An 11,623-nucleotide genomic window follows, 5' to 3' on the forward strand; every position below is an offset into this window, starting at 1 on the left:
GTCGACAAAGATCTTGAATGCCAGGGTGAAGCTGACGGCGTAACAGACGGAGTAGGCCAAGACCATCGCCGGAATGAAGAAGGTGTAATGAAGCAGAATTTCGCGTTCCAGAATGGTGTTGTCCGGAAGCAGAATAAAATGATAGGCGAGCTGCAGCAGAATGATGACGATGAAGCAGATCAGCGTGAACAACAGACCGTCTTTCATATTTTTAGCGAACCGATGCAGATGCAGACTGAAAACCTCCCAGTTCAGACTGATTAAAATCAATGCGGTTGCGCTATATATCATCGTATGGGTGATCGTCATGGAATCGACGAACTGGTTCAGCCAGGCCGCACTGAGCGGCAGGGCGAAGTAAACGATTAATGAAATTAATATTTTAGGTATGGATATCGTTGTTTTATTCATGGGAAACCTCCGTCATTATTGTAATCTAAACCAGAATAATTGTCACGATGAAACCGTATTGTAAATGAAACCTGCGGCAGAAAATCAATGTTTTTTTGAATTTTAAGACGGAAAACAAATGAAAAAAGAAGCAGGAAATAAATAAATTCACGATAAGCGAGAAAAAACAAGGAATTTAGCGAAAATGCGCGAATAAGTATAATAGCGGGTAAAAAATCCCGGAAGGAGGAGACGCTATGAACAAACCGCTGAAATGCCGCGAACAGGAGGGCGTGATCCGGTATCTGACGCAATGCTACCGCAAATCCTGCCAACGTTTAAAACTGCACCGGTTTCTTACGCCGGAGAAGAAACAGGAGCATAAAGATCAGCAGCAGTGCGACGAGCTGACCGTCGCTTTGTATGAAAGCGCGCTGGAAGCGATGCCTGAAACCTACCGTGAAATCATCGTCCGGGAATTTCTGGATGAAAGCGCTGACGGCTGGTTTTATAATTACTATACAAAAAGCACGTTTTATCGGCTTCGCCAGCGGGCGATCCATGAATTTATGGATTGCCTGAACGTGTAAAAAATGATATCATTTCTGATAGAGGTGGAAAGATGGAAACGTTTGAACTGTTGAGGTCCTTGTTGGCTGAAAAGGTGAAAGACAACGCCGAAATTACACCCCGGACGAACCTCAGAGAGCTGGGCATTGATTCCGTGGATCTGGTGGAAATTCTCTTAAATTTCGAGGAAAAAATGAACCTGACCTTTGAGGATGAAGCCATGCTGAAACTGAGTACCGTTCAGGATGTGCTGGATTTGTCGCAAGAGATATCAAATTAGGAGGAAGCAGTATGTTAAAAGGTATCGCAGCATCGTCAGGAATCGCTATCGCAAAAGTGTATAAGCTCCAACAGCCGGTCTTGAACATCGAAAAGAAAGAATGTGACAGCGCGGCGGAAGTCGCGAAGTTCCAGGCTGCCCTGGTCAAGACGCAGGCGGATATTGAAGCGGTCAAGGCGAAAGCGGAAGGAAAACTTTCGGAGGAAGAGCTGGCGATTTTCGACGCTCATCTGATGATGGCGAACGATCCGGAACTGTCCGGACAGATCGAGGAAATGATCAAGAATGAAAGCTGCAACGCGGAATTCGCTACGGAAACCGTCGCGAACATGATGATTTCCATGTTTGAGTCCATGGACAACGATTATTTCAAGGAAAGAGCTGCCGATGTCAAGGACGTTACATTCCGTCTGAAATGCAACATCGTCGGCGCGGTAATTCCGGATCTGACGACAATCAATGAAGAAGTCGTCATCGTGGCGGAGGATTTAACGCCGTCCGATACCGCTCAGCTGAACAAGCAGTTTACATTAGGTTTCGCGACAGCGACCGGCGGCCGCACGTCGCACTCCGCAATCATGGCGAGAAGCCTGGAAATCCCGGCGGTTGTCGGCTGTGCCGGCATCATGGAACAGGCCAGCCAGGGCGATCTGCTGATCCTGGACGCGGTTGAAGGTCAGGTCATCCTGAATCCGACGCCGGAACAGGTTAAAGAATATGAAGCCAAGGCGGAAGCGTTCAAGGCGGAAAAAGAAGCGTTAAAGGTTCTGAAAGACGCCAAGAGCGTGACGACAGATGGTCATGAGGTCGAACTGGCCGGCAACATCGGCACACCGAAGGATGTCGAAGGCGTTCTGAACAACGGCGGCGAAGGCGTCGGCCTGTACCGTACAGAGTTCTTATATATGGACAGCGAACTGGACTTCCCGAGCGAGGACGAACAGTTTGAAGCATATAAGACAGTTCTGGAAGGCATGGGCGGCAAGAAGGTCGTCGTCCGGACGCTGGATATCGGCGGCGATAAGAAACTGCCGTACTTCACGTTCCCGGAAGAAATGAACCCGTTCCTGGGCTACCGCGCCATTCGTCTGTGCTTGGACAGAACTGATATTTTCAGAACTCAGCTGCGCGCTTTGATCCGGGCTTCGGTTTACGGCAAGCTGTGCATCATGTTCCCGATGATCGCGACGCTGGACGAATTCCGTCAGGCAAAGGCGCTGTTTGAAGAAGAAAAGGCGAAGCTGGTCAGCGAAGGTGTTGCCGTTTCCGATCATATTGAAGTCGGCATGATGGTTGAAATTCCGGCGGCAGCGGTGCTGGCGGATCAGTTTGCCAAGGAAGCGGATTTCTTCTCCATCGGCACCAACGATTTGATTCAGTATTCGATGGCCGCCGACAGAATGTCGGAAAAGGTTTCCTATCTGTATCAGCCGCTGAATCCATCTATCCTGCGTCTGGTCAAGATGACGATCGACGGCGCGCACAAGGAAGGCAAGTGGGTCGGCATGTGCGGTGAAATGGCGGGCGACGAGCTGGCTGCGCCGGTACTGTTAGGTCTGGGTCTGGATGAATTCTCGATGTCCGCTTCCAGCATTCTGCGTACCCGCAAGATGATCCGTTCCCTGTCCAAGCAGGAAATGGAAGTCATGGCGGAAAAGGCTCTGCAGTGCGGCAATATCAAAGAAGTTACAGAATTAGTGAAAAACAGCTTAAAATAATGTAAAATAAAGAGTGGAACTCCACTCTTTATTTTTATGCGCAGGTGATACCATGAAAAGAGTCCTCTTTATTTCTTCAACCGGCGGTCATTTAACCGAGCTCTTGCAGCTGGAACCGCTGTTTCAACACTACGAAGCTTCGCTGGTCACGGAAAAGACGAAATCGAACGCTTCCTTAAAACAAAAGTATGGAAAACGAATGCATTATCTGGCTTACGGCACGAAGCAGCATCTGCTGCCGTATCTGTTTATTTTTGCGTGGAACATCATCAAAAGCTTCGCGCTGTTTGTCCGCATCCGCCCGGATGTCGTCATCACAACCGGAACGCATACCGCGGTGCCGATGTGTTTTATCGCGCATTTCTTCAAAAAGAAAGTGATTTGGATTGAGACGTTCGCCAATTCCACGACGCAGACAGAGGCGGGCAAGCTGGTTTATCCGATTGCCGACCTGTTTATCGTTCAATGGGAATCGATGCTCAAGCTGTATCCGAACGCTGTGATGGGAGGGTGGATCTTTTAATGATATTAGTAACGCTAGGCACGCAGGACAAAGCTTTCCCGCGGCTGTTGGAAGCGATTGAAAAGCAGCTGAAGAAGGGAACGATCAACGATGAGGTCATCGTCCAGGCCGGCTGCACAGCCTTTGAATCTGAGCAGATGAAGCTGTTTGATCTGATTCCGATGGAACAGTTTGACGAGCTGTTAGCCCGGTGTGATCTGTTGATCACGCATGGCGGGGTCGGGACGATTATGGCCGGCCTGCGGTTAGGAAAAAAGATTATCGCTGCGCCCCGGCTGGCGCAATATCACGAGCATCACAACGACCATCAGACCGAGATTGTGTCCAGCTTTGAGCAGCAGGGATATCTGTTAGCTTTGCATGACTTTGACCGCTTGGATGAGGTGCTGATGCGAGTCCGGACATTTGAGCCGAAGCCGCTTGTCAGCAATACGGCGAACATGATTCAATTGATCGACGACTGGATTCAGACTAACGCGTAGGCAGGAAAACAGAAAGTAAAAGGCCGCTGTTTTTTTGCGGCCTGAAAGCTGAAGATCAATCGGTCTGTTTGAAAAAAGAATACTGGATCCATCCTGCGATCCGGCTGAATTAAAACGTCAGGGGGAGGAACGTCAATGAAATTTTTAGCATCCGATTACGACGGAACGCTGCGGTTAGCACCGCAGGTGGATCCGGCAACCGCCGCGCGCGTGGCTCAGTTTCAGAGTCATGGACATCGCTTCGGCATTGTCACCGGGCGCGCGCTGAATACGATTTATGATGAAGCGCATCACAATCAGGTCGATCCGGACGTCTTTATCTGTTCCAACGGCGCGCTGATCGCGGATCGGGATCAGAACATTTTAACCGCGCACTGGATTCCGTTTGACCGGGCGTGCGCTTTGATCGAATATTTGAAGCAATCGGACTTCGAATCGTTCACATTCTGCAATGGCGAGGACAGCGGTTATCATGTCAATGAGCACATCGTGCAGAGTCCGCGCTCGTTAGAGCGGCGGGAGAAGTTCTTCGCCAAGACGATCGGCGAGGCGGAAGTGCTGGCGAAAGGCCGGATGATCTCGCTGGCGGCGTGGATCAGCGACCGCGGCCGGATGGCGGAAATGCAAGCGGAAATTGAGGAAAGGTTCGGCGACGCGGTGGAAAGTTATCTCAACCGCGGGACGCTGGATATCGTCGCCCGGGGCGTGTCGAAGCAGAGCGGCGTCGAGTGGGCGGCTTCCTGGCTGAAGGCGGACGAAGTGTATGTGATCGGCGACGATTACAACGACCTTCCGATGATCGAGGAGCTGCATGGTTTCGCGATGAGCTCCGGCGTGGACGCGGCCAAAGCGGCGGCCAGCCGGTTGTTCGATACCGTGGACGATTGCCTGGATTATCTGGAAGACGCATCCCATTCAAATTAAATCCGGGACCGGAACGATCGTACAGATCATCCGGTCTTTTTTGCCTTAAATCTTCGAAATAACCGCATCACTGCCCAGCCGTTAAAAATCAGGATCAAACAGCGGAAGCTTTTTCAAACTTGCGGAACGTAAGAAAAGCAGCGGCCTGATGCAGACCGCTGCTTGATCCATGAAGATCAGAAGCTGAGGCTTATTTTACCTGAGCTAAAGCGTTGTTGACCGCTTCGATGATCGCTTTGGAAGTGACCGTCGCGCCGGAGATCGTATCGACTTCTGTTCCGTTGGCTTCAACGATCGCCTTCGGCAGCTGTTCGATGGCCGGATCAGAAATATTCTCGGATTCGGAATGTTCTACGATTTCAACGTTAGCGATCTGATCGCCGTCCATCGTAACCTTGACGATGAGTTTGCCGCCCATGCCGGTCCCTTCGCCGATATATTCGTTATCCTGGGTTTCATAGTTGGTTGCCTGGTTCAGATCGGTGACTTCGCCCAGCTTGGTCGGCGTGGATTCCACCTTCGGCGCGAGCGTGTATTCCGGCAACGCATCCTTGGCCGCCGCGGCGTTCTTGCCTGCGATCTGACCGAAGATGATGCATTCCGCCAGATTGGTGCCGCCCTGATAGTGTTCAGAGGTGATGCCGCCCATTTCGCCCGCGGAATACAGATGCGGAATCGGATTGCCCTTGACGTCCAGGATCTCGGCGTTTTCATTGCGCTTCGGACCGCCCTGGGTGTTCAGAATTTCCGCTTTGACCGGGAACGCATAATACTTTGTCCCGTCAAACGGACGCATCGTTTCGCCATCGCGGTGATATTGTTCATCCGTGCCCTGTTTTGCGTAATCGTTGAAATTGGCGATTGTCGCTTTCAGCTGATCGGCCTTCATGCCGGTCTTTTCCGCCAGTTCTTCCAGCGAGGACGCTTCGACAACCTGGGAACGGAACTGTTCCGGAATGGCTTCCGCTTCCGCAATCAGATCGGCCTGCGTCTGATCGTAAACCGTCCACATTTTATCCGGATACGTCGGGTTATGCCATGTGCCGTTCATATAAACATGACCATGCCGGACCGGAACGGATTCGTTGACGAACCGGTCGCCGTCCATGCCGAGCAGCACCAGTGCGCCGGTATTCAGCGGACCTTGGCTTAAGACCTGAATCTGCGAAGCGCGCTGTCCGTCTTCAACATTGAAAGAGACGCCGCCTAAGCCGAAGCCGCCTTCATAAACATGCATGTGCCACAGATCAGCGCCGACGGCCTGCGCCATTTTGATGCCGTCGCCGGTGTTGTATAAGCCGCCGATTGGGGCATAGTCGGTCAGTCCAATATAATCCTGAACCATTTCCTTGTTATCCTCAAAGCCGCCAGTGCATAAGACGACGCCGTTGAGCGCGCGGATATGGCTTTCCTGTCCGCCGCGGGTTACCTTCACGCCGATGATCGCACCCGACATCGGATCCTGAATCAGTTCCGTGGCCGGCGTTTCAAACCAGACGTCGATCTTGTCTGCGTTTTTAACGACCTGTTCCTTCAGAATTTGATACAGATGAGAATCGCTGGTGCCCATGTGCGTCGTCCACAGTCCGACGGTATCCGAACCCTCAAATTCCGGATATTCCGGCGACATGACGCCGATAACCGGGAATCCCGTCCAGTCGACAAAATCGTCTTTGTTTAAGCCGAAATCATTGACGAGAATTTCCGCCATGTTGGCGACGCCGTTGACGATGACGTCTAGCGAGGCTTCCGGAACTTCCGTATCCCCGGCCAGCGCCTGGTAATATTTCTTCGTTTCTTCCACGTTGCCGTTGCCATAGGCAAACAGCTGGCCGGCGACCTTGGAGTTGCCCCCGGCTTCCCCTTCGGTGCATTTCTCGACGATCAGAACAGACGCGCCGTTTTCCGCGGCTGTCTTGGCGGTCACCGCTCCGGACGCGCCGAAGCCGGCGACGACGACGTCATATTCCGCATCCCATTTCACGGTATCCGCAAAGGTATATCCGCCGGATGCCGGGGCTGACGTGCCGCCGTTGTTGGTTGCGCAGGCGCCTAAGCTTAAAACGCAAAAGGCCGCCGTTGCGAGTGCTAACAGCTTTTTCATTTCATTTTCCTCCCTTGATGTTAACATTTTAGCATGATAAAAATTGAACATGACCTGCGAAAAATTTTGCGTTGGCAAAAATTTCTGCTTGTCTCTTCTGTAATTGGCAAAATCATGGTACGATTACACCATGGAAGAAAAATGTTTGTTGGAAAAAGCGTCGACGGATTTTGTCCGCGACAACATGCTGATCAACTATTGTCTGTGGGACGACAATGAGCTGTTGATCGAAAGCTTCGTTAAAAACAACCGGATTCCGCTGCGGTTTGATCTGGAAGCCTATTATTTCTGTATTACGGGGATTGATAAAAAATACAACCTGATTGACGATTCCGCAATTTTTCAGCGTCAGGTGGAAACGACCTACGCAATTTATGAGGAGATGGAAGCGCTGCTGAACGCGAATCATTGCCGGGGTAATTGTTTTTTGATCAAGGTTGACAATTCCAAGCAGATGGCGGTTTTATTCAGCCGGGACGCGGAATGCAGGATCAGTGCCGAGCAGGTATGCGAACAGATTCACCGGCATTTTTTAGAGCGTCCGCCCTATGCGCCGGGGAATCATCGCTTTATCGCGACATCGCTGGCGGGACCTTACCAAGGCTATGAAGGCATGCATCCGGCTTATCTAAAAGCCCGCCAGCTGAACGATCTGCGTTTCTTCGAGGTGGCGTGCCCGGTAATTACCGAACAGGTGCTGCAGCGGCGGATCGATCCGGGCGTGCTGGCGATCTATGAAAACGGCCGTCGGTTACGCAATGAGCTGTGTACCGGGAATCTGCCGGCAGTTTTGGAACAGGTCAATTATGTGTTCGATCACCTGGTCCGCAGCTCGCTTGATATGAACTGCTGCCAGGCGGCGCACACGTTTGTGATCGCGACGCTGAGCCTGTTCGTCAAGGTGTACGGCGTGGCGCTGGATCTGAACTTCGGACCGCAGGACTTTTTCTCACTCAGCGAATATCAGGCTCATCTGGAAAATCAGATTCGCAGACTGTATGAGGACGGAAACGGCAGCCCCTGGTATTCGCCCGAGGTGCTGCTGGCGATGGGCTTTATCCATGAGAATTATCAGAAAGATATTTCGCTGAAGCTGGTCGCGGAGTATACCAATACCAATGTCAGTCATTTAAGCAGTGAATTCAATCGTCAGACCGGCAGTTCTCTGCCTGATTTTATTGCGGGTCTGCGAATTGAAAAAGCGCGTTCCGATCTGGAAAATTCCACGCTGACGATCGCTCAGATCAGCCGCGAGGTGGGCTTTGGCAGCGAACGGTATTTCACGGAGATCTTTAAGAAACACTGCGGGAAAACGCCGCTTCAGTACCGCGCGCAGCTGAATTTGGAGAAAAGCGAGTCATCCGAGAATAAGTGAGAGATGATTCAATCCATTCCGGTCAACACAAGCGAAGGCTTAAATTGAAATCGTGGAAAAAATGGAGGCTTGGTAATGGATGAGCGATTGTTGGAAAAGCGCGGCTATGACTGCGGCCGCTGTCCGACTTACATCCAGGGAATCTGTCCCGGCTGTGCGGCCGGCGCATAAGTCGGGGGATCGTTTTACCCGCGACGGTGTGCTTCATCAGTTGATGGCCTGCGGGGAATGCGGGCGTTTCCCATGCCAGACGATCATGCTTCGCCCACGCTGCATAAAGCTGGATAAAGAATGGCTTCAATGGAAAAAACGGACGATTCCGGTAAAATAAAAACGCTTCCAGACGGATCTGGAAGACGTTGGTTTCTTCTTCATTCAAGGTTGCCCGGCGCAGCGGTGATTCGTTCCCGCGCCGGGCTTTTTTAGAGTGAGCGAAATGTTACTGAATCAAGAAATCGCAATCTGGCAAATTCGCCGGCTTAATGTTAGCGGAACGTTCCGGCATCCGGCAAATCCCGCGCCAACAGAGGACGGCTGCCAGGACAAACCCCAGCCCGCCGATCAACCCGGTCAGATCCGGACCGATTAACGGCATGACGCTGCCCGCGCTCAGCAGGGCGGATGCGGTATAGCGGTCGATTCCGTTTAAGGAGGCATGCCACAGAGCACAGGTCCACACGGACTCACTCTTGAATTGCAGCCAGGCCAGGATAATCCCCTGGATCAAACACAGCCACAGCTGCATCAGAACGCCGAGCAGCGGATGATCGGTTCCATAATTGTAGCCCAGCAGGATGATCGGGGCATGCCACAACCCCCAGATCAAAGAGGTGGTAATGATGGATTTCCGTGTGCCCAGAACATCACGCAGCCGGGGAAGCAGCCAGCCCCGCCATGCCAGCTCCTCGCCCAGCGCCGGAAGCAGTCCGCCGAAGGGATTGATCAGAACCGCAAGCAAAACGACAGGAATCAGCTGCGTCCAGTATGCGTTCAGCTCAGCGATGCTGTTATTGGCCGCAAAGCGCGAGGCCAGCGGCTGAAACTGCGCTGGGAAAAGCAGGAAATAAATTCCCGCGCCGGCCATAGCCAGCAGAGGCGGAAGCAGCCAGCTCAGTGCGTAACGGGAGAGGTTGCGCTTGAATTTCGGCCGCAGAAACAAGGAACGGCGCTCATGCGTCAGCTTGTTGACAATCAGCACGCTGAGGGCCGGCGTGAGCATCAAGAGCGAAAGCAGTGTGGTGTCGCGGCAGCGGGCATATAAAACCGTAAACAGACTGAGAAATGCGAGGGTCAGCAGAGCGAACAGGGCGAGCTGTTTCTTTTGATAGGCCGTGAATTGCGTCATGAGAAGAGTGTCCTTTCTGTTTAAAAGCTGATGTGAAACAACGAACCATTCAGGAAATCCAGACTGACGACGACTTTCCCATCCTCGATCCAGATCGTTTGATACCACGGCTTCGACGAGCCCGCGATCAACGCTTTTTGACCTCCGGCCGCTAAACCCGCTCCCACGATCAGCGAACCGGTCAGCACGAAGATCAAGCCGGCGATCAACGCCTTTTTTCTAAAATTTCGGATTACCATTTGCTTACCTCCTGGAAAAACAGGGAACGCAGAAACTGCGCGGTTTTCATCACCGCAGCCTTAAACCACGGAATCGTGAGCGATGCGCCTAACGCCGCCAGAATTAATCCGCCCAGCGCCATGACTCCGACACCCAGCTGAATTACGCCGGCGATTAACGACACGGAAACCATGACAAACGGACTGGCGCTGACGCTGACCAGCGCGACGAACAACAGGCTGACCGTCATGACGACGCAGATAAACGGCACGCAGCCGGCGAGCAGAAAACCGGCCAGCAAGATCATTAATCCCGCTAACAGCAAGGCGCCCCACAGGGGGAAACCCAGAATCAGCAAGATCACGGTCATGACGCTGTTTATAGGCAGGGAAAACTTAAATTTCAGACTGCCGCGGTCTTCGAGGAAGGCTTTTGCCATCTGCTGCGGCGATTCCAATTGGGCGACAGCTTCGGCTTCCGGCAGTCCGTTTTCAATCCGATCCTCGATCATCTCCCGGGCGTAGTTGAAACAAATTTCTTTTTCCGGCTTCGGCAGCCATTTCAACGCTTTATTTAAAGCGTCCAGATATTCTTTTTCAGTCATGGTGAACTTCTCCTTTAATAAAATCGATCACGGCCATCACTGACTTCCAGTCGTCCAGAAAATCGGCGATGTGCCGGCGGCCGCTGTCCGTCAGCCGGTAATACTTCCGCAGCCGGCTGTTGTGCTCGACGGAATAGGTTTCCAGATCACGGCTGGCCTCCAGGCGTTTAAGAATCGGATACAAGGTGGATTCAGAAATCTCAATGACCTGAGACACGTCTTTGATGATTTGATAACCATAGGAATCCTGCTTTGCCAGCGCCGCCAGCACGCAGATTTCTAACAAACCTTTTTTTAGTTGACTATCCATGATTACCTCCTTACGTGTTATACTATATATCACATAGTATAATGCGTCAAGCAGTATTTTATAGATTGTTCTTTTCGGGATGGAATTCGGCTTCATCCTTGAATTGCCGGAAAGCGTGATCCGGGGAAAGACGATATCCGGGGAATGCATCTGATCGAAAATAAATGTATCTGATCGACGAACGCTGGCGTTCTGCGTCTGAATATGAAAAAATAAAGATAGAAATCAATCGGGAGGAGGGATCAGCCGATGCGGGTAAGCATTAGAAAGGTTGCGGTTCCGCAGGAAGAACAGGTCGTCCTGGAATGCATGGCCTTAACGCCGGATTTTGTGGATATTCAAAATTATTGTCTGGCTAAGGGCCGGTCGCTGAGCGGTGAAAGCGAGGGGCGTCAGCGTCCGGTTTATTATGATGAAATTTATTATATAGAAGCGGTCGGAGAAAAAGTTTTTGCCTGCACTGCCAATGAAGAAGTGGAAGTCAAGACGCGTTTGTATAAGCTTGAGGAGCAGCTGGCAGATTTTAAATTCGTCCGCTGTTCCAAGGCGTTTTTAATCTCATTGTTGAAAATTGAATCCATCCGGCCAGCCCTGAACGGCCGGTATTGCGCCCGGATGAAAAACGGGGAAGACGTGATTATCTCAAGAAAATATGCGCGGGCGGTCAGACGCTCAATAAAGGAGGCCCTGTCATGGAGTTCAGAGAATATTTAAAAGGAAGGCTGCTGGATTTTTTGTTGATTCAGGCCGGCATCACCCTGGCGATCGGTGTGATTCGG

The 11,623-nt window shown here is 51.7% G+C and carries 14 protein-coding genes; 8 read left to right on the forward strand and 6 right to left on the reverse strand.

Going from position 1 to position 11,623, the window contains the following annotated elements:
• The coding region (locus HOLDEFILI_RS19705) for a hypothetical protein (protein WP_039864414.1) at positions 1 to 411 on the reverse strand (411 nt) is incomplete at its 3' end.
• 236 nt (positions 412 to 647) lie between these two features.
• Here HOLDEFILI_RS19705 and HOLDEFILI_RS08845 point away from each other — a divergent pair.
• From HOLDEFILI_RS08845 to HOLDEFILI_RS08870, 6 genes are all read left to right on the forward strand, one after another.
• A complete protein-coding gene (locus HOLDEFILI_RS08845; protein WP_006059268.1) occupies positions 648 to 980 on the forward strand; it encodes an MG284/MPN403 family protein in 333 nt (110 codons plus the stop codon).
• Positions 981 to 1,012: 32 nt separating this feature from the next.
• On the forward strand, positions 1,013 to 1,240 hold the full coding sequence (locus tag HOLDEFILI_RS08850; RefSeq protein ID WP_006059269.1) for a phosphopantetheine-binding protein: 228 nt from the start codon (positions 1,013 to 1,015) through the stop codon (positions 1,238 to 1,240).
• An 11-nt stretch (positions 1,241 to 1,251) separates the two neighbouring features.
• Positions 1,252 to 2,958 (forward strand): phosphoenolpyruvate--protein phosphotransferase, encoded by a 1,707-nt coding sequence (gene ptsP, locus HOLDEFILI_RS08855; RefSeq protein WP_006059270.1) that lies wholly within the window; start codon positions 1,252 to 1,254, stop codon positions 2,956 to 2,958.
• Positions 2,959 to 3,010: 52 nt separating this feature from the next.
• The gene (gene pssD / locus HOLDEFILI_RS08860) at positions 3,011 to 3,481 is read left to right on the forward strand and encodes a PssD/Cps14F family polysaccharide biosynthesis glycosyltransferase (protein WP_006059271.1); all 471 of its coding nucleotides are present in this window, start codon (positions 3,011 to 3,013) and stop codon (positions 3,479 to 3,481) included.
• A complete protein-coding gene (gene pssE, locus HOLDEFILI_RS08865; RefSeq protein WP_006059272.1) occupies positions 3,481 to 3,963 on the forward strand; it encodes a PssE/Cps14G family polysaccharide biosynthesis glycosyltransferase in 483 nt (160 codons plus the stop codon). The genes pssD and pssE overlap by 1 nt, the downstream gene beginning before the upstream one ends.
• 135 nt (positions 3,964 to 4,098) lie before the next feature.
• Entirely contained in the window at positions 4,099 to 4,887 is a 789-nt protein-coding gene (locus tag HOLDEFILI_RS08870) for an HAD-IIB family hydrolase (protein WP_006059273.1), read from the forward strand.
• 190 nt (positions 4,888 to 5,077) lie between these two features.
• Here the strand turns inward: HOLDEFILI_RS08870 and HOLDEFILI_RS08875 are convergent, their stop codons facing one another.
• Positions 5,078 to 6,991, reverse strand: coding sequence for an FAD-dependent oxidoreductase (locus HOLDEFILI_RS08875; RefSeq protein WP_167317130.1), 1,914 nt, complete (start codon positions 6,989 to 6,991; stop codon positions 5,078 to 5,080).
• Between the two features lie 130 nt (positions 6,992 to 7,121).
• Between HOLDEFILI_RS08875 and HOLDEFILI_RS08880 the strand changes: the two genes are divergently transcribed.
• Positions 7,122 to 8,366, forward strand: coding sequence for an AraC family transcriptional regulator (locus HOLDEFILI_RS08880; RefSeq protein ID WP_006059275.1), 1,245 nt, complete (start codon positions 7,122 to 7,124; stop codon positions 8,364 to 8,366).
• A gap of 439 nt (positions 8,367 to 8,805) precedes the next feature.
• Here HOLDEFILI_RS08880 and HOLDEFILI_RS08885 read toward each other — a convergent pair whose 3' ends face one another.
• The 4 genes from HOLDEFILI_RS08885 to HOLDEFILI_RS08900 are packed head-to-tail and all read right to left on the reverse strand — an operon-like array spanning position 8,806 to position 10,844.
• Entirely contained in the window at positions 8,806 to 9,711 is a 906-nt protein-coding gene (locus HOLDEFILI_RS08885; RefSeq protein ID WP_006059277.1) for a CPBP family intramembrane glutamic endopeptidase, read from the reverse strand.
• 20 nt (positions 9,712 to 9,731) lie between these two features.
• Positions 9,732 to 9,950, reverse strand: coding sequence for a hypothetical protein (locus tag HOLDEFILI_RS08890; protein ID WP_006059278.1), 219 nt, complete (start codon positions 9,948 to 9,950; stop codon positions 9,732 to 9,734).
• Positions 9,944 to 10,534 (reverse strand): DUF1700 domain-containing protein, encoded by a 591-nt coding sequence (locus HOLDEFILI_RS08895; protein WP_006059279.1) that lies wholly within the window; start codon positions 10,532 to 10,534, stop codon positions 9,944 to 9,946. Before HOLDEFILI_RS08895 ends, HOLDEFILI_RS08890 begins: the two co-directional genes overlap by 7 nt.
• Positions 10,527 to 10,844, reverse strand: a complete 318-nt coding sequence (locus HOLDEFILI_RS08900; protein ID WP_039864417.1) for a PadR family transcriptional regulator — start codon at positions 10,842 to 10,844, stop codon at positions 10,527 to 10,529. Before HOLDEFILI_RS08900 ends, HOLDEFILI_RS08895 begins: the two co-directional genes overlap by 8 nt.
• Before the next feature lie 249 nt (positions 10,845 to 11,093).
• Here HOLDEFILI_RS08900 and HOLDEFILI_RS08905 point away from each other — a divergent pair, with 249 nt between their 5' ends.
• Positions 11,094 to 11,558: a LytTR family DNA-binding domain-containing protein gene (locus tag HOLDEFILI_RS08905; protein WP_006059281.1), complete on the forward strand. Its 465-nt coding sequence runs from the start codon at positions 11,094 to 11,096 to the stop codon at positions 11,556 to 11,558.
• Positions 11,559 to 11,623 lie beyond the last annotated feature (65 nt).

Source organism: Holdemania filiformis DSM 12042, from assembly GCF_000157995.1.
Lineage (GTDB): Bacteria > Bacillota_I > Bacilli_A > Erysipelotrichales > Erysipelotrichaceae > Holdemania > Holdemania filiformis.